The organism is Streptomyces sp. NRRL F-5122 (assembly GCF_001507435.1).
In the GTDB taxonomy this organism is placed as follows: domain Bacteria; phylum Actinomycetota; class Actinomycetes; order Streptomycetales; family Streptomycetaceae; genus Streptomyces; species Streptomyces lannensis.
Map to the genome: position 1 here is coordinate 1 of NZ_LMWH01000242.1, position 17,356 is coordinate 17,356.

Below are 17,356 nucleotides of genomic sequence, written 5' to 3' on the forward strand. Positions count from 1 at the left end.
GCCGCTACGAACGCAAATCCGAGCACTTCCTGGCCTTCACCAGCATCGCCTGCACCCTCATCTGCTACCGCAGACTCACCAAATGAGATGACGTCTTAGGGCGCGTATCGGGTCGTGATCAATGAGTGGTCTGTGTGAGGTCCTTGATCCAGATCATTGCTGCGCGCAGGTGGAGGCTGGCGAGGTAGCTGCCAGGGGTCTTGCCGTACCGGGTGGCGATGCCGCGCCTGCCTTGAGCTTGTTGATCAGGCGGGGCCACCGGCGATCCGGTGACCGCGCCGACGAACGTCGCGAGGTGCCCGGCCGCTACCTCTCCGGCGCGGCGGCATCCGACGGTCTCGACGGGGCGTCGGCCGTTTCCGCCCCGGAACCCGCTGTAACGGGGCCGAATGCCGGATGTGTCGGCCGGAACCCGCCATGGGAATTTCTCGCCTTCCACCCCGTCAGCGTCTCGGTTGATCCTCAAAGGGCTCCCGCAATGCCCGGACAATGATTTCGTGCGTTTCCACCCTGTCATTCCTGGTGACCGCAAGAATGCTCCGTCCGAGCCAGTTCGGGTCGTCCACGCGTACCAGGGCGATGTTCTCCGGGACGACCGGGGCGAGGATGTCTGGAATGACGCAGATTCCGAGACCGGCGGCGACGAGTCCAAAGCGGCTGTGCCAGGTCCGCGTACGGAAGGCGATGAGCGGATCGGTCAGCGTGGGCCAGGCGCCGAACTGTGGTTCGTCACGGGCACCCTTGCCCACGATCCATGACGCGTGGGCGAGTTCACGCACCGGGACGGTGCCTTCCATCGCGGCGAGAGGGTGCCCGCGTGGCACGCCCACCGTCAGCTCGCCGCCCGGCAGCGGGGCGATCCGCAACCCCTCCAGGGCCGGCTGCGGCAGGCCGGGCCCGGAGGCCACGACCGCGACGTCCAGCCGCTTGCTGATGATCTGGTGCACGAGCTGCGGCGAGGACGCCTCGGTGAGCGCGAATGTCAGCCTGGGCTGCTGCTCCAGTGCCCTGGCCAGCGCGAAGGGGAGCAGAGCGGCGTTCGCAGCGGGGAAGGCCCCCACCCGGACCCGCACCTCGGGTCCGTAGGTCAGCTCGTCGAGCCGTTCGTCCAGCTGGTCAAGGCCGGCGAGGGTCTCGGTGGCGAATCGGGCGACGAGCTCCCCCGCGCGCGTCGTCCTGACGCCGCGCGCGCCGCGTACGAAGAGGGGCTGCCCCGCGGCTTTCTCGGCGGCCGAGACCTGGCGGGAGATGGCGGGCTGGGAGTAGCCGAGGGTGCGCGCCGCGCGGCTCAGGGAGCCGTGCGCGGCCACCGCGCGCACGACGCGGAGAGCGTTGATGCTGAGTTCGGGCACGGCACCATCGTAGCCGTCCGAGCCATGCACAGTCGTTATGGGAGCGGGCCGATAATTGCATGTTACGCAGGGCCAAAAAGGAGTTTTCAGGGTCTAGTGTCGAAAGCGGCGGCAACGCCAATACCCCCGAAAGGATTTTCTAGTGAGCGAGTTCATTTCCCCTGACGACACCCGTTACGACGAGCGGGCGCGCGCCCTGGTGCGGATCGGCCGCGAGGCGATCGCCGTGGCTGACGACGAGAAGCTGGACGCCTACTTCGCGGATGACTTCGTTTTCCACGGGCCCGACGGCGACATGACGTACGCGCAGCTCCGTTCCTTCTTCGCGGCCATGCGTGCCGCGTTCGAGGGATTCGCGTGCGAGCGGCGCACCATTGTCAGCGAGGGTGAGTACATCGGTTCGCGTACCTGTATGTCGGGGCGTTTCACCGCGCCCTTCGAGGCGTCCCCGATCGACACGATCGCGCCGAACGGGCAGCCGATGCGACTCGAACTAATCAACGTCTTCCGCTACCACGAGAACGGCCAGTTGGCCGAGGAGTGGGTCCAGTACGACAACGTCGGCTTCCTGCGTCAGCTCGGCGTCGACCTCACCGAGGGGCACTGACGGACACTCCGGCGGCCGTCCCGCCGCCCGGGTACCTTCAAGGGGTGTCTCCGCGGAAAGATCGGGAAGGCACCCTGGGTGACCTAGGGTAGCCCTAGACCGACGTAACGGTATGACTCAGTTGGTCATGTGGCGGTGTGCATTAGAGCAGGAAAGCGGCTTGATCGGCGGTCGGCCGTGCATGGGGTGTTGATCCAGTCGGCGACGCCGACGTCGCCGCACGCCGGTGCGGTGTGAGCATGTTTCGGGGCGGGTTTCTTCAGCCCGCGGTAGCGGGATCGGTCCAGGCCGTGGGCCCGGACGTTCTGCGAGAGAGCGGCCTCGATGCCCACGGATCGCCTTGCAACGCTGCCACTCTGCGGTGGTCTGGTCGAGTCCGTTGTGCATCTCATCTCGTGAACCGACAGCGACACCGCGCCGGTCCTGTGCCGCCGCTGTATACCCTTCCGATCGGGCACCGCTGGGATTGAACGCCGGGGGTTACCCTGCTCGGCGACACCGCCCACCGCACGCCCCCGAACGGCGATGGCGCGAAGCTGGCCATGTTGGACGGTGCACAGCTCCAATGACGGGGCCTGACCGCGGCCAGGCGGGGTGCCTGTCGGCTGCCGTCGCCCCACTGGGTTACGGACGGAAGCGCCATCGACCCTCGATGACTATATCGACCTCACCGCCGATGATCAGAAGCAGGTCGGTGCAGGTCAGCACTGCATTGTGCTCATGCGGCAAACCCGCATCCACATGTGCGGCAGCTGCGCAGTATGGCTCGCGGGCAGGCCGCGTGAGGGTGGGCATTTCCCGCTTGGTGTGCACGGGCTATTACCGATGTGTCCCCAGTGACGGCGACGGATGCTCGGAGACAGGCACGCTCCTCGCCCCTCCGAGGTGATCACATGAATTCCTCCCTTCCTGCCGTCACCGGGGTCGACGGTCCGTCCTCCGTGGACGCCTTCCGGGCCACCAAGCAACTGGTGGACTCCGCAGTGCCCGCCGTGGCCGACATCGCTGTCGTCGAGGTCTCGGACAGCACCCTCTGCGAGCACACCGCCTTGTCCGAAGCATGCGACGGGATCGGCTTCCGCCGCGCAGCCTTCCGCGGCGTACGCAACCCGGGGTGCGCCTACCGGATCGGTGAAGCCTGCCGTATCCCTTCCGGCACGCCCTACAGGCGCAGCCTCAGGGACATGCGGCCGCGCATCGTCTCCCCAATTCCCGCGCACGCCCGGTGGCTGGCACATGACCCGGTCCGCGCTGCGGTGATGCGCAAGAACGACGTGCACTCACTGATGGTGGTGCCGCTCACTGCGAACCACGTCGTTCTGGGACTCGTCGCCTTCTACCGGCGCAGAGGGTCCTCACCGTTCCGGCAGGCCGACCTGCGGGCAGCGGCAAGGCTTGCGCAACAGGCAGCCCAGGTCCTCGATGCGATACGCCGCGAGCTGCAAGAGCAGGGGATGGGACGCCGATTCCAGCACGCTCTGCTGCCGCAGCCACCCCACCTGACCGCCATCGAAGAAGTCAACGGTCATGTGCCGGAGAACGGCCCTCCCGGCGGATGGTTCGACGTCATCCGTTTGCCCAGCGCCCGAGTGGGGCTGGTGGCGGGATTCTGCAGCGGTAGCGGCATCACCGCGGCAGCCGCCATGAGTCAGCAGAAGGCGCAGATCAGGGCATTCGCGGTACAAGACATCGACCCCGGTGAGGTCCTGAACCGCAGCTTTGAACTGCCCACTCACGAGCCCGACGCCCAGGGTCCACCCTCAGCAGCGGGGCACTGCGTGTACGCGGTCTACGACCCGGTGACCCGCCGCTGCACCGCAGCCCACACGGGCCTGGCCCGGTAGTCGACGCCGATGGTGCGCAATCCGTTACTACCTCCACCCAAGCGCCTATCGGCTCCGAGCCGTGCGACGTCGCCGAATTCGACGTTCCTCCAGGCAGTCTTCTGGCCCTGAGCTGTGCCGGTCCCCAGGAACAGCACCAGAGCGCGCCAGGCGACCAGGTACGAGCGGACCCGGGCGTGGGCTCGCACCACCCGGCACCAAGGACGACGTCGGCGGTCATGCTCACTGCTCGAACACGAGCCGCCACGCCCACGAACATTGCCACGTGGAACCTGCCCAACGAACCCTCCGCAGTGGCCGATGCCCGTGCCCGAACAGCCACCCAGCTGACGTCCTGGGGGCTCCCGGACCTGTCCTTCACCGCCAGCCTGGTGGTGAGCGAGCTGGTCACGAATGCGATCCGCTACTCCACCGGGCCGATCCAGCTGCGCCTGATCCGCGACCACGCCTTGATCTGCGAGGTGTCGGACACCAACCGTGCGGCACCCCACGCCCGCGAACCGGCGCCGAGCGAACAAAGCGGCCGGGGCCTGAGTATCGTCGCCCACCTCACTCAGGGCTACGGCACCAGATACACGGCGTCCGGCAAGATCGTCTGGACAGAGCTGAATCTCTGCGGTTGCTAACGGTGAATGCTCCTACAGCCCCTCGAGGGTCACGTCCGCGTGGGTGATCCAGGCTTGAGGTTATGGGCGAGTTCAGTGGGCAGGGCGGTGTCGTCGGCTTCCGATTTCGGTCGAGACTCCCAGCCTGGTCAAAAACGCCCTGGACGCTCATCAGCGGTCCGGGACCGCAGACGACGCAGTGGAGCACGCCGTCTCCATCAAGCAGGCTGTCCCGGCCGGTCAGGACATGGGCGACCCACCGCCGGTCGGGATGGTCATTCTCCAGCCGAGTCAGCTCATCGCCGAAGACGATCACGCCGACTGAGCGAGCAGGCCGCACCGAACCCGCCCATTTCCAAGCCAACTCAAAGATTTCCACGGGGCACTTCGGAGAGGTCGAGTTCGGTCAACTCCGCTTCGGTAAGCGTCAGATCGGCCGTTGCGGGCTTGTCGCCGATGGTTGCCGGATGAGGCGACCCGGGATTGGGACGACGACGGGTGCCGTGGCCAACTCCCAGACCAGACGTACCTGTTGTGGGCTGATCCCCGCGCCCCCGGGCGATACGCGCGAACGCGGCGTCCGATGAGCCCAGTTCCGCCACGTGAGAGGTATCGCCCAGCAGGCTGCACGGCGGAAAGCTGATTCCCAGCTGCGATTGGAGCGGCGAGGCCCTTTGTGAGCCCTGTGCCTCGAACCCATGCAGCATGTGTTGACGGTCCCGAGCAACTCTCATAGATTCACCCCGCACCAATGAATTGAAACGTTTCAATCCCGAGTGCTGTCGCCTCAGCGCTCCAGCTCCTCCTGCCCGGATGCACCGCTCAGCCCGAGTCGTCCTGCTTCGCTTGCCGTCTGTGAAGGAGCACCTCGTTGTCCAGTCCAACGACGTCCCCCGATCCCCACTCGACCGCCTCTCACGACCAACTCCCCCTGAGCCGCCGCCATTTCCTGGGCGTGGGGTCGGCGCTGACCGTGGGAGCCATTGCCGCAGGAACGGTCGGCGCAGTCTCCGGCCGCGCATTGGCCGCCGCCGGCACGGCACGGTCCGAGCCCGTCGATCTGTCCCGTGCCCACTGGATCTGGTACCCGGAAGGAAAGCCCGGCTCCGCCCCCGCCGGATACCGCTTCTTCCGCAAGAGGTTCACCGTCGGCGAGGGAGAGGTGACCGAAGCGCAACTCGTCGTCACAGGCGACGACACCGTCGACGTGTGGCTGAACGGGAAGCCAATCGCCGGATCCCCCCGCGTCGCCGGTGCCTGGCGCAACGCCCTGTACGTGGACCTGCGCTCCGCCGTGACGCCGGGCGTCAACACCCTCGCGCTGGCAAGCAGGAGCAAGGGCGGCCACGCCGGCGTCATCGGGCGGGTGCGCGTCCGTACCACCGAAGGGACGACGGATCTCGTCACCGACGGCAGCTGGTCGGCGGGCAGGGACGCCCCCGCGGGCTGGGAGCGGCCCACCTTCGATGACGGAGGCTGGCCTGTCACGCGGGACCTCGGCGCCTATGGAATCGCCCCCTGGCGCTCCGGAGTCCGCGCCCCCGACCTCGTGGCCGCATCACCCCTGCACGTGTCCGGCTGCACCGTCGAGCATCACATCCGTCCGATGGGGGTCGACGCCGCACGCCCACGGTTCGGCTGGAAGCTCGGCTCGACAGCCCTGCAGCAACGGCAGGCCGGCTACCGGATCCAGGTCTCGTCCACGCGTTCCGGCACCGGCGATGTGTGGGACAGCGGTCAGGTTCCGTCCGACCAGCAGATCGACATCGACTACGCCGGATCCCCTCTCGCAAGCCTGACACGCTATTTCTGGCGTGTACGCGTGTGGGACACCCAGGGCCGGGCCGGCGCATGGAGCACGCCGCAATCGTTCGAGACCGGGCTGATGGCGCCGGCAGAGGAGTGGCGTGCCAAGTTCATCGGCCAACCCCAGGGGCCGGACCTGTCAGGGGCCAACTGGATCTGGTATCCCGAGGGAGATCCGGCCGCCGGGCGCCCCGTGGAAACGCGCTACTTCAGGCGCACCTTCACGCTGACCGGGGCGCCCTCCGGCGCAACCCTGGCCGTCACCGGAGACGACACCGCGGACGTATGGGTCAACGGAGTCCTGGTGAGCACCTCGCCCCGCGTGACCGATTCCTGGAAGAGCGCCGCCCTCGTCGACGTCACCACGCACCTCACGAGCGGCAGCAACACCATCGCGATCGCGAGCCGCAACACGAGCGATTCGCCAACCGGAATGATCGCCAAGCTGACCATAGCCGCAGGCTCGACCATCGTCACCGATGCGTCGTGGAAGTCCTCCCAGAGCGCGCCGTCCGGCTGGAACGCCTCCGGTTTCGATGACAGTGCCTGGCCTGCGGCACTCGCGGTCGCAGCATACGGCGGCGGGCCGTGGGGATCCAACGTGCGGGTCGTCCAGCCGGCGCCGATCCTGCGTAAAAGCTTCACCGTGCGCAAGAGGGTGGCCTCCGCGCAGCTCCTGACCACCGCTCTGGGCATCCACGAGACTCGTCTCAACGGTGCGAAGGTCGGTGAAGACGTCCTGGCTCCCGGGTGGACCGACTACGCCAAGCGCCTCCAGTACAAGGTGTTCGACGTCACGGGACAGATCCGGCAGGGCACCAACGCTCTGGGTGCCTGGCTGGGCAACGGCTGGTACTTCGGCAGCCTGGGCTTCGCCGGGAGCCAGAAGTACGGCACCCAGCCGTGGTACTCCGCGCAGCTGCTCGTCACGTTCACCGACGGCACCACCCAACTCGTCACCACCGACGGTGGCTGGAAGGTCAACACCGGCGCGATCAGAGCGGACGACCTGTACAACGGCGAGACCTTCGACGCGCGCCTGGACATCCATGGCTGGGACAGCGCCGGCTTCGACGACAGCGGATGGGCCGCCGCAACCGTCTACGGCGGTTCCGCCCCCCAACTGGTCGCCCAGGTCGACAACGGCGTCACCGTCCACCACGAGTTCCAGCCCGTGTCGGTCACTCAGCCGCAACCGGGCGTTTGGGTCTTTGACCTGGGCCAGAACTTCACCGGCTGGAACCGCATCGCGTTGCGTGGTCCCGCCGGCACCGAGGTCAGCATCCGCCACGGCGAAGTCCTCAACGCCGACGGCACGCTCTACACCACCAACCTGCGCGGCGCCCAAGCCACCGACCGGTTCATCCTCGCAGGCACGGGCAACACCGAGACCTACGAACCCCGGTTCACCGTCCACGGATACCGCTACGTCGAACTCACCGGCCTGCCAGCCGACTTCACACCAGGCCGCAGCACTGTCAGCGGTCGCGCTGTGTGGACCGACACGCCACAGCCGGGCACGTTCAGCACCTCGGACGCACTGATCAACCAGCTGCAGCACAACATCGTCTGGGGCGAACGCAGCAACATGCTCTCCATCCCGACCGACTGCCCCCAGCGCGACGAGCGCCTCGGCTGGACGGGCGACATCGCTGCCTTCTGCGCCACGTCCACATTCAACCTCGACACCCAAACCTTCCTCGCCAAATTCGTCGACGACCTGACCGACGCCCAGCAGCCCAACGGCGCATTCACCGACGTCGCCCCCGCAGTGATCAGCGGTGCCGGTACAGCCGGCTGGGGAGACGCGGGCACGATCATCCCGTATACGCTGTGGCAGCGATTCGGGGACCTCAAAGTCGTCGACCAGCACTTCGCGTCGATGGCGAAATGGGTCGACTATCTCCGCAGCACCGCCGGCAGCGACCTGATCCGCAACCAGCAGACTTTCGGCGACTGGCTGAACGTCAACGACAACACAGCGCAGGACCTCATCTGCACGGCCTACTTTGCATGGTCGGCGCGGCTGGTCTCGCGCATGGCTGCGGCCACCGGCCGCGTGGCCGAGGCCACGTCGTACGGCCGGCTCGCCGACCAGGTCGCGGCCGCCTTCACTGCGAGGTTCGTCACGGACGACGGCACCGTCAGCGGCAACACCCAGACCGGTTATGTGCTGGCCCTGGCCTTCGAGCTGCTGCCCACCGAGCTGGTCCGGTCCGCGGCGGACAAACTGGCTGCCAAGGTCGCCGCGACGGACGGGCACCTCAGCGTGGGGTTCCTCGGCGTGGAGAACCTCCTGCCCGTGCTGGCGGACCACGGGCACCTGGACACCGCCTACCAGATTCTGCAGCAACGCGGCTTCCCTGGCTGGGGTTACATGATCGATCACGGGGCCACCACGATCTGGGAGCGCTGGGACGGCATCCGTACCGACGGTTCGTTCAACGACCCGGGGATGAACTCGTTCAACCACTACGGTCTCGGCTCGGTCGGAGACTTCCTTTACCGCCACGTCGGCGGGCTCGGCCCGGCAAGCCCCGGCTACGCTTCCCTGCGCATCGCACCGCAGCCCGGCGGCGGCCTCACCTCAGCCGACAGTACGTACGAAACGCCCTACGGCACCGCAGTGAGCAGCTGGTCCACCTCCGACGGGCAACTGACACTGCACGTCACCGTCCCCGTCAGCACCTATGCGGCGGTCATGCTGCCCACCTCGAAGCCACAGTCGGTCGTCGCACCCGCCCAGGCGATCCCGGCCGGACCAGCGGCCTACTACCTTCCGTCCGGAAAGTACACCTTCCGCGCGGCACGCTGACCGTGACCGGGCGGAGACGGGCCACCACACGCCTCCGCCCGGATCCCGACCGCCCGACATGCAGGCGTCCACCAGCCTGGGTAACTTGCGAGCCGCCCGGAAGGTCAGACCCTCTCCGGACGGCACCATCTCACGCGACATGCCCTGGAGCTGTGGTTGAGGCGTTCTCCGGGGTACGGGGGCCGTTCGGTTCAAAGCATCAGGGGTCCTAATGGTCTTCGGCGATGCTCGGCGAGCCGGCCTGGTCGGCGACGGGCTGGGCCTACTCGCGCTGTTCTCGCTCATTGCCGGTGCCATGGCGGCCTACGGCGTCAAGAAGGGCTGGCACGCACGACTTCACATGGCTCGTCCCTTGGCGGAGGCGGCTCGGTCGGCACCGGCATCCGGGCGAACCGGCGAATGCCCTGCTCAGGGGGCGCAGAGGTGGGGACAACCCCCGGGATGGTGGGGGGCTCGGCCCCCAGGAGGCCTACGGCTGACAGGCTGGTGGCGGTGGGAGGGCCGTAGCCAGACTCGCCTGCATGACGATTTCCTCCGAAGCCACGGTCACGAAGGGCCCGGCCGCCGTGCGGCCCAGCCGATCCCGCCCCGACGCCGGCAGCGACTTCGCCCGCCTGTCGCAGCGCATCACCGAGGCGGGTCTACTGCGGCGGCGCCCCGGCTACTACACGGTGCGGCTCGGTCTGGTGATCGGGCTGCTGGCGGGGGGCTGGACGGCCTTCGTCGCGCTGGGCGACACGTGGTGGCAGTTGGTGGTCGCCGCCTTCCTCGCCCTGATGTTCGGCCAAGTAGCCTTGGTGGCACACGACTTGGCGCACCGGCAGGTGTTCCGAAAGCGGCGCGCGAGCGCGATCTGGGGCCAGCTCTTCGGCAACCTCGGCATCGGCATGAGTTACGGCTGGTGGATGAACAAGCACACCCGCCACCACGCCAACCCCAACCATGAGGAACTCGACCCCGATGTCGCCCCGGACATCCTGGTGTGGTCCACCGAGCAGGCCCGCAACAGCAGCGGTCTGGCCCGATTCATCGGAGGCCACCAGGCGTTCCTGTTCTTCCCGCTGCTGACGCTGGAGGGCTTCAACCTGCACGTGGCGAGCGTGCGGGCGCTGCGCTCGCCGTCGATGAAGAACCGCCTGCTGGAGGGCACACTGCTCTTCCTGCACATTGCGGCCTACTTGTCCGCGCTGTTCCTGGTGCTCTCTCCCGGCAAGGCCGTGGCGTTCCTCGCCCTGCACCAGTGCCTGTTCGGTGTGTACCTCGGCTGCACGTTCGCCCCAAACCACAAGGGCATGCCCACCTTCACCGGCGAGGACCGCCCCGACTTCCTGCGCCGCCAGGTACTGACCTCCCGCAACGTGCGGGGCGGGCGGGTCACCGACGTGATGCTCGGCGGGCTCAACTACCAGATCGAGCACCACCTGTTCCCGAGCATGCCCACTCCTCATCTACGGCGGGCCCAGGTCGTCGTACGCGCGTACTGCGCGGAAATCAACGTGCCCTACCACGAGACCAGGCTGATCCAGTCCTACCGCGAGGCCCTTACCCACCTGCACCGAGTGGGCGAGCCCATCAGGCGCCAACGCAAGGCGTCATGAAGGGAGAACGACACGCAACGCCGCAGGGGGCGTCGACCTCAATCTTTGGCGTCCTCTTTGGGTGATTTCACGACCTTCAAGTCCGATAGATCGGTTGAGCATTCGTTGCTCTTTGTGCGAGCTCAGGCGTGGGGCACTGGCTCTACGGGTTCTGCGGGTGTCCCGACACGGGCGGCTACCAGCAGATCGCTGACGAAATGGAACCGGCGAGGTCCTGGTGCGTGAACGCATGGGCAGCCTAGGCGTCGTGGATGGGTTCCTGCGGGAGAGCGTGGTGGCCCGCTTCCGGTGGGCCGCTGGCGGAGACCCGAACGCGGTAACGCTGGCTGAGGGCTCCTGGAATTTCGCCGTCTCCTGGCGGGCGGCCCTCAGTGAGTACGGGCAGCGGGTAGACCGGCGAGCCGCAGCTTTGATCTCCTTGCTGTGCGGGGCGGTCAGCTCGGATAACCGGAGTGCTGTCCGCTGGCCCCGGACTCTTCGGCGGTCCGAACCCCTGTCAGGCGCGCCTCGTCTTCTTCACCGGTGGGGCGGGCTCGCCCGGCGCCGCCCAGCAGTCCGGCCCACCACCCTGGCCCGGCCAGACTTCCGGACCACCGCCCCGCCACTCGATGAGGTCCGATTCGGTCACGTCCAGCTCATCCCAACCCAGCAGCCCGATGCATTGCAGGAACACGGTCAGGTCGTGCAATGAATACGCCGTTCCCAGGAACTCGTCACCGAGGTGTACGTTGCGGCCGCCAGATCCGCAGGGCGCCGCCACGATTATGGGACGCTCAACCATGACCTCACTGTCTCCCAGGTAGAGCCCGACCGCATTCCGAGGCGTCATCTGAGGCAGACGGGACTCTTGTCCTGCCGGTGACGCCAGCGACCGTCACCGAGGCTTCCGGGCGGTGCCGACACTGCCAGGGAAGGCCCGGCACATGCATGCCGGGGAGATTGGGTGGGAGGTGTCCGTGTTCTATTACGTGCTCAAGTACGTTCTTCTGGGGCCGTTGCTGCGGCTGCTGTTCCGGCCGCGCGCGGAGGGCCTCGAGCACCTTCCGGTGAAGGGCGCAGCGATCGTTGCCGGGAATCACCTGTCCTTCGCGGACCCACTCCTTATGCCCGCGGTCCTGAAACGGCGTATCACGTTCCTGGCCAAGGCCGAGTACTTCACGGCGCCGGGCCCAATGGGCCGACTGATTGCGCTCGTCCTCCGCGGCGCGGGGCAGATCTCGGTGGACAGATCGGGCAGGCCCGCGGCGCAGGCGGCCATCCGGGAAGGGCGGGGGGTGCTGATGAAGGGAGACTTGCTCGCGATCTATCCAGAGGGCACACGTTCCCCAGACGGCCGACTGTACAAGGGCAAGGTTGGGGTGGCCGTAATAGCGCTGGATGCGCATGTTCCGGTGATTCCGTGCGCGATGGTGGGGACCTTCCAGATCTGGCCTCCGGGGCGTGTCCTGCCCAGGCGGCGGCCGATCGTGATCCGTTTCGGGGAACCGCTGGACTTCTCACGCTATGCAGGGACGGAGCATCAGGAGGCGGTGCTGCGGGCCGTCACCGACGAGATCACGTACGCGATTTTGCGGCTGTCGGGCCAGGAATACGTGAATCAGTACGCGGCTGACGTGAAGGCCGGACAGGCGCAGGGGCGGCGGAGGCGAAGCTCCACCGCCCCGGCGCTACGGTCCGGTCCAAACGGCCGTCCGCTGTAAACGAACAGTCGGTGTGCCGGTGTCTCGCCGGCGCAGGCACTGGATGCGCTGCGGCAGCAGGTACCGACGTGGCACGCGCCGCCCTGCGGATACCGTCCGCGGCTTCTTCGAGTAGGCCGCCGGGCGCCGAGTGCGGCCGTTGGGGGATGATCACGTAGAGCTTCCCGCAGAATTTACCCAAAACGCCTTTACTTAGAAAATATGCGGTGCATTGTGGTTATTAGGTCACAACACCGAAAGAGTTTACAAAGCCGGTAAGGACGTCTAGCCGACGGAGTGACTTGGACAGGATGTGGGTTAGGCCCCCGGCAAGCCGGCGCGATACCGAGGCGACAGTGACGACTGAAGCTTCAGGACACGCGCAGCACTACCGGGGACTGCTTTGCCTCGCAGCCTTCGCGCGGACCGGGTGTCCGATGCGAAGGCTGTCGCATGCCGACTCTCCCAGCGGGACCGAACAGGATTCGGACCTGCGCACACGGCTCCGTCGTCCCCGTGCTGCCGGCCATCTACGCCTGGTGTATCTCCAGGCAGCCAAGGGGCCTCAAAAGCAGATGCCCGCCCGAGGTGACCTGCCCAAGGTGGCTGGCTGATATGAGCCCGGCGCCGGGACGCATGGCGATCCTGGCGCCGAGTTGCATCTGCGCTCACTGTGGAGATGCGCCGATCAGCGTTGTCGTTCAGCGCCCTTTGCCTCAGGACGGCCCGGGAGGGCGCTCGGCTCGACTTATGGCGCCCGAGCGGTGCGGCAGCCGACGCCACGTCGATGTGGCTCGACTTCTGTCTAAGCGTTGTCTGAGCCGGCGAGGGGGGCAGCCGTTTTCCTGGGCCTTTCTTGAAGGCGCCCGAATGGGCGGGAGTCGTCCCGTGAGGACGAGGTTGTGAAGTCGGGCGATGCCGAGCATCGCGCTGTGGATGCCGTCGCTCTTCAGGTGGCAGTCGCGAAGGATCTTCCCGGCCCCATCCGCGTGAAGATGTGTCCGATACGGGCCCTACCCTGCGGTGAAAACTATTGTGCTCCTCCTTGCCATGGACCGACGACGCTTCGGCGAAATAGGGCGCCCGGGTCGGGATGAACTGCGAGATCGTCGCGGTTGTCGGAGGAGGAGGTCCGGCTCCAACCATGAGAGGGAGTGGACATGACCGTCCAGGACATCGAGCGGCAGGCCTTCAGCGAGGCGTGGCAGCAGTGGCACCGGCAGAAGGAGCAGGTCCTCGCCGGCCCGCACGGATTCCTCGCGATCACGAGTTTGCACTGGCTGAGCGAGGATCCGTCTCGCTTCCAGGATGCGCCCGGAGCATGGTCGAGTAGCGACGAGGGGGTGGTGGTCGAGCTTGCCGAGGGCGAGGAACTGACCGTCGACGGCACGGTGGTACACGGCCGGTACGTATTCGGGGTCATTGCCGAGCGGGACAGCCTGTACGCAGCTGCCGGTGACGCGATGATCGAGGTCGCCAAGCGCGGCGGTCACGACATTCTGCGGCCCCGCCACCCTGACAACGAACTGCGTACCTCCTTCACATACACCCCCGCTTTTGCTCCGGACGTACGGTGGGTGCGCCAGGGGCGCTTCCGGCCGCTCGAGGAGCCGCGGCCGGTGACGGTCGGTGCCGCAGTGGAAGGTCTGGAACACGTATACGACTCCCCGGGCCAGGTCGAATTCGAGTTGGACGGTTCGGTGCACCGGCTCACTGCATTCAATGGCAAGACCCCCGGCAGCCTGATGGTGCTGTTCACCGACAAGACGTCCGGAGTGACGACGTACGCGGCGAACCGCTCCCTGCAGATCGCTTCCCCGGACGCCGAGGGGCGGGTGATCTTGGACTTCAACCGCGCCGGGAACCTGCCCTGCGCCTACACCGACCTGGCGACCTGCCCGCTGCCGCCAGCCGAGAACCGCCTGACCGTCGCGATCGAGGCAGGCGAAAAAATTCCCTTGGAGCGAGGCGGCCGGCCCTGATCCCTCCAAGCCTTCAGCATCACTTTGACGTACGCCCTGCTCAAGGACGGTTCGGGCGACTGGTTTCGCCATGGGGCCGCCAGGCCTCTCCGTCCCGAGGCGGCCCGACTGGACCGGCCGGGCTCGGTCGGTCATACCGGATGACTTCCGAGCCGCCCTCTTCGCCTCGTCGTCGACGGAAGGCTCCGCTCGCCAAAACGGCGGTATGTCCTTCTCCGCCGGGAAGTGGACCTACGCGTGGAACCCCCCTCACGACGCGCCGAGCGCCTGTGTGAGGTCGGTCAGGGCAGGTCGAGGCGTTGGATCAGCGCGTCCAGTGAGTCCTCGGGCTCCTGACCGGCAGTGTCGAGCACAATGTGTTCGCGGTCCCACGGCTCATAGTCCCGGTCGACGACCTGCTGCCATCCGGGCAGCGGCAGGTCCGGGAGGTCTACGGAACGTGAGGTCACGCGGTGCCGGTGCTCTGCCGGATCCGAGCAGACCAGTTCCACCTCGATTGCCGGGGATCCCGCCCTGACGGCCGTGTCACGCCAGGTGTCGCGGGTGATGGCCAGCGGATTCACCGAATCCGCGATCACGGTCAGTCCCAGCCGCAGTTGCTCCTCAGCCAGGGCGTATCCGATCACGTATCCAGCCGGCCCGACAGGATGCCACGCCAGACCGGCGCGGACGATGGCCTGCTCGATGGTGTCCACGCGCAGGTGGACCGCGGCGTACCGCGCGGCGAGGAGGCGGGTGAGCGTGGTCTTGCCGGTACCGGGCAGGCCGCCGATGACGATGAGCACGGAGTCATCCTGCCGGAGTGGCCTGCGCAACGATTGACTGTTCATGCGAATGACATGCTGGGGTGCGGCTGCAGCGAACCTGCATGGGGGGAGAACGGTCGGGTCGAATGCCATCCCGGCGGCCAGTTGAGGACCGTTGCCAGCACGAATGCACTGGGCACCGGTCGAAGTGATGGCTCCGGCACCCCATGGCTGCTGCTCCAGGCTGCCTCGCACGGGGAAGGACCTGAGTGTCAGCGTCAGCGCAGCGACATACACTCCAGCCCACAGGCCAAGCCCACGTCTTTCCGAAACCTGCCGGGCCAGCGGCTCGCCAGAAAGAGCGCGAGTGCCCGACGTACGCCCGGGTTCACTCCAACTACCGTGCGTTATACAACCGTTGACACAAGCCAGCGCCACGTGCTTGCATCCCGCCATGCCTCCGCTGGAGCCTCTGACACGTCGCCGCGCCGTGGACCTCGTCCGCGTGGCCGCCGCGCTGTGTAGCCCCTCACGCTGATCGGCCTTCTCTCGGTTCCCTTCTCCGAACCCCCCGCGTAGCACAGGTGCGGTTGGTATCCAGCAACTGGTCAGTGCACACGGTGTACCCAAGCGCTGTGCTCCACCCGGGCCCTACCCAACCCGACTGGTGACGAGGACCTGCCATGTCTGCTGCCCACCTTGAAACCGCCTACGACCGCCGCAGGCTGCGCCAGTGGCTGGCAGGGGAGGCGAGAGCGGACGGGGTCACGCGCCGTCAACTCCTCACCCTGTTGGCTGCAACAGCCGCCGCCACTGCCCTCCCCACGACGACTCCGGCGCGAGCCGCCGACTCGCCGATCGTCAAGCCGTTGCCGCCCGAGTCGTTCATCCAGCGCGGCACCAACGCCGAGACCCGCTGGGAGGCACTGCGCGGAACCGGCCACTGCACGCCCAACGACCTGTTCTTCGTACGCAACCACACAGCGACGCCCGTGTTGGACGGCGGTGACTGGCGGCTGAAGCTGTGGGGCGACGGGCTGCGCGGCACCCCCGGCGAAGACAAACCGGTGGAGTTCGGGTACGACGATCTGCGCGCCTTGCCGGCCGTCAGCCGTACCGCGTTTGTCGAGTGCGCCGGAAACGGTCGCAGCTACTACACGACTCAGCAGGGCGAAACAGTCACCGGTACCGCGTGGACACTGGGCGCTGTCGGGGTTGCCCGCTGGCGCGGGGTACGGCTTGCCGACGTACTGCGCAGGGCCGGCCTGTCCCCGTACGCAGTGGACGTCCAGCCGCGCGGCCTGGACGCCGAGTACATCAGCGGTGGGGAGAGCCTCGGCCGGGTACGTCGCCCACTGCCGCTGGCCAAGGCGCTTCACGACGTTCTGCTCGCGTACGAGATGAACGGCGAGCCGCTACCCCACGATCACGGGTACCCGGTGAGGCTGCTGGTGCCCTCGTGGGTGGGGATTGCGTCGATCAAGTGGGTCGGCGACATCGAGGTGTCTGCGCAGCCGCTCCTCTCTCCGTGGAACACAACCTTCTACCGGTTGTTCGGCCCCGCCTACCCGGAGGAGGGCAGCGCACCGCTCGCACGACAGACCCTCAAGAGCGCCTTCGAGCTGGCGAGCGGCGCCACGTTCTCCCTGGGAAAGAGCCAGGTGCTGCACGGCCGGTCCTGGTCGGGTGCGGGAGCCATCCAGCGAGTCGAGGTGAGCACCGACGGTGGGAGAAAGTGGCGGTCCGCCCGACTTCACGACAGACCACGTTCCGATACCTGGATGCGCTGGTCCTTGCCTTGGACGCCGGACGCGCCTGGCCCGGTGCACCTGCTGGCCCGCGCCGACGACACGGCAGGGCGCAGCCAGCCGGACATCGCCGTGCCCAACACACAGGGCTATCTGTTCGACGCGGTGGTACGGCATGCGGTGACCGTGGTGCCCCGACGCGGCGGTCGGCAGCGTCTTGCCGACGACGCAGTACCGGTGGGAGGGGCGGGCCCGCTCAGACCATGAACGTGCTGAGCCGGCGACTACGTCGTCGTGAAGCCGGTGATCGGGATGCCGAGACCGCTCGCTGTACAGCGTCGGTCGTTGGCCTCGGTGTAACACGCGGGCTGCCCCTGGGTGACGGTACTGGTGCGTGCCACCTGAGCCGCGGAGGGGCGGTGCGCAAGAGGATCAGGGCCGACCCGTCCGCGTCGTGCCGGTCGGCGACCGGTCAGATCCCGGATACTTGGGCGCGGGCGAGCACGGAGGGTGCGGAGCGGGCCCCGGCTCTTGGACCGTGCCGGTGTCGGCTCATCCAACGGACCTCAAGAGG

12 protein-coding genes and 3 pseudogenes are annotated in these 17,356 nt (G+C 67.3%); 9 read left to right on the forward strand and 6 right to left on the reverse strand.

Annotated features, from left to right (window positions below):
• Nucleotides 1–118: 118 nt before the first annotated feature.
• Together ADL25_RS48340 and ADL25_RS27125 are read right to left on the reverse strand one after the other, a co-directional pair.
• Nucleotides 119–252 (reverse strand): annotated as a pseudogene (locus ADL25_RS48340) (IS5/IS1182 family transposase); the annotation flags it as partial.
• A 191-nt stretch (nucleotides 253–443) separates the two neighbouring features.
• Nucleotides 444–1,352 (reverse strand): LysR family transcriptional regulator, encoded by a 909-nt coding sequence (locus ADL25_RS27125; protein ID WP_059130536.1) that lies wholly within the window; start codon nucleotides 1,350–1,352, stop codon nucleotides 444–446.
• Nucleotides 1,353–1,494: 142 nt separating this feature from the next.
• Between ADL25_RS27125 and ADL25_RS27130 the strand changes: the two genes are divergently transcribed.
• From ADL25_RS27130 to ADL25_RS27140, 4 genes and pseudogenes are all read left to right on the forward strand, one after another.
• Nucleotides 1,495–1,959, forward strand: a complete 465-nt coding sequence (locus ADL25_RS27130; RefSeq protein ID WP_059130463.1) for an ester cyclase — start codon at nucleotides 1,495–1,497, stop codon at nucleotides 1,957–1,959.
• Between the two features lie 399 nt (nucleotides 1,960–2,358).
• A pseudogene (locus ADL25_RS50760) lies at nucleotides 2,359–2,522 on the forward strand (FAD-dependent monooxygenase); the annotation flags it as partial.
• A gap of 330 nt (nucleotides 2,523–2,852) precedes the next feature.
• The gene (locus tag ADL25_RS27135; protein WP_059130464.1) at nucleotides 2,853–3,803 is read left to right on the forward strand and encodes a GAF domain-containing protein; all 951 of its coding nucleotides are present in this window, start codon (nucleotides 2,853–2,855) and stop codon (nucleotides 3,801–3,803) included.
• A gap of 218 nt (nucleotides 3,804–4,021) precedes the next feature.
• Nucleotides 4,022–4,429 carry an ATP-binding protein gene (locus ADL25_RS27140; protein WP_107116715.1) on the forward strand — a complete coding sequence of 136 codons (408 nt, stop codon included), beginning with the start codon at nucleotides 4,022–4,024 and terminating at the stop codon, nucleotides 4,427–4,429.
• A 344-nt stretch (nucleotides 4,430–4,773) separates the two neighbouring features.
• On the opposite strand, the gene ADL25_RS49155 is transcribed toward ADL25_RS27140, so the two are convergent.
• Nucleotides 4,774–5,115: a hypothetical protein gene (locus ADL25_RS49155; protein ID WP_159045011.1), complete on the reverse strand. Its 342-nt coding sequence runs from the start codon at nucleotides 5,113–5,115 to the stop codon at nucleotides 4,774–4,776.
• A 164-nt stretch (nucleotides 5,116–5,279) separates the two neighbouring features.
• Here ADL25_RS49155 and ADL25_RS27145 point away from each other — a divergent pair, with 164 nt between their 5' ends.
• Both ADL25_RS27145 and ADL25_RS27150 read left to right on the forward strand, forming a co-directional pair.
• Nucleotides 5,280–9,029, forward strand: a complete 3,750-nt coding sequence (locus tag ADL25_RS27145) for a family 78 glycoside hydrolase catalytic domain (RefSeq protein WP_079050598.1) — start codon at nucleotides 5,280–5,282, stop codon at nucleotides 9,027–9,029.
• Between the two features lie 521 nt (nucleotides 9,030–9,550).
• Nucleotides 9,551–10,627 carry a fatty acid desaturase family protein gene (locus tag ADL25_RS27150; protein WP_059130466.1) on the forward strand — a complete coding sequence of 359 codons (1,077 nt, stop codon included), beginning with the start codon at nucleotides 9,551–9,553 and terminating at the stop codon, nucleotides 10,625–10,627.
• Nucleotides 10,628–11,123: 496 nt separating this feature from the next.
• Here ADL25_RS27150 and ADL25_RS46520 read toward each other — a convergent pair whose 3' ends face one another.
• The gene (locus ADL25_RS46520; protein ID WP_181922975.1) at nucleotides 11,124–11,408 is read right to left on the reverse strand and encodes a hypothetical protein; all 285 of its coding nucleotides are present in this window, start codon (nucleotides 11,406–11,408) and stop codon (nucleotides 11,124–11,126) included.
• A gap of 175 nt (nucleotides 11,409–11,583) precedes the next feature.
• On the opposite strand from ADL25_RS46520, the gene ADL25_RS27160 reads away from it, so the two are divergent.
• Entirely contained in the window at nucleotides 11,584–12,327 is a 744-nt protein-coding gene (locus tag ADL25_RS27160; protein WP_059130538.1) for a lysophospholipid acyltransferase family protein, read from the forward strand.
• 863 nt (nucleotides 12,328–13,190) lie between these two features.
• Here ADL25_RS27160 and ADL25_RS50765 read toward each other — a convergent pair.
• A pseudogene (locus ADL25_RS50765) lies at nucleotides 13,191–13,353 on the reverse strand (IS5/IS1182 family transposase); the annotation flags it as partial.
• A 113-nt stretch (nucleotides 13,354–13,466) separates the two neighbouring features.
• Between ADL25_RS50765 and ADL25_RS27165 the strand changes: the two are divergent.
• Nucleotides 13,467–14,288 carry a DUF1684 domain-containing protein gene (locus ADL25_RS27165; protein ID WP_059130539.1) on the forward strand — a complete coding sequence of 274 codons (822 nt, stop codon included), beginning with the start codon at nucleotides 13,467–13,469 and terminating at the stop codon, nucleotides 14,286–14,288.
• A 281-nt stretch (nucleotides 14,289–14,569) separates the two neighbouring features.
• Here ADL25_RS27165 and ADL25_RS27170 read toward each other — a convergent pair whose 3' ends face one another.
• Nucleotides 14,570–15,073 (reverse strand): AAA family ATPase, encoded by a 504-nt coding sequence (locus tag ADL25_RS27170; RefSeq protein ID WP_059130467.1) that lies wholly within the window; start codon nucleotides 15,071–15,073, stop codon nucleotides 14,570–14,572.
• A gap of 644 nt (nucleotides 15,074–15,717) precedes the next feature.
• On the opposite strand from ADL25_RS27170, the gene ADL25_RS27175 reads away from it, so the two are divergent.
• Nucleotides 15,718–17,049: a sulfite oxidase gene (locus ADL25_RS27175; protein ID WP_079050599.1), complete on the forward strand. Its 1,332-nt coding sequence runs from the start codon at nucleotides 15,718–15,720 to the stop codon at nucleotides 17,047–17,049.
• Nucleotides 17,050–17,356 lie beyond the last annotated feature (307 nt).

Bases quoted from the DNA above. Each gene is read 5' to 3' on its own strand.
- ADL25_RS46520 (WP_181922975.1), bottom strand. From the start codon at position 11,408: ATGGTTGAGCGTCCCATAATCGTGGCGGCGCCCTGCGGATCTGGCGGC.
- ADL25_RS27135 (WP_059130464.1), top strand. From the start codon at position 2,853: ATGAATTCCTCCCTTCCTGCCGTCACCGGGGTCGACGGTCCGTCCTCC.
- ADL25_RS27175 (WP_079050599.1), top strand. From the start codon at position 15,718: ATGTCTGCTGCCCACCTTGAAACCGCCTACGACCGCCGCAGGCTGCGC.
- ADL25_RS49155 (WP_159045011.1), bottom strand. From the start codon at position 5,115: ATGCTGCATGGGTTCGAGGCACAGGGCTCACAAAGGGCCTCGCCGCTC.
- ADL25_RS27140 (WP_107116715.1), top strand. From the start codon at position 4,022: ATGCTCACTGCTCGAACACGAGCCGCCACGCCCACGAACATTGCCACG.
- ADL25_RS27165 (WP_059130539.1), top strand. From the start codon at position 13,467: ATGACCGTCCAGGACATCGAGCGGCAGGCCTTCAGCGAGGCGTGGCAG.
- ADL25_RS27150 (WP_059130466.1), top strand. From the start codon at position 9,551: ATGACGATTTCCTCCGAAGCCACGGTCACGAAGGGCCCGGCCGCCGTG.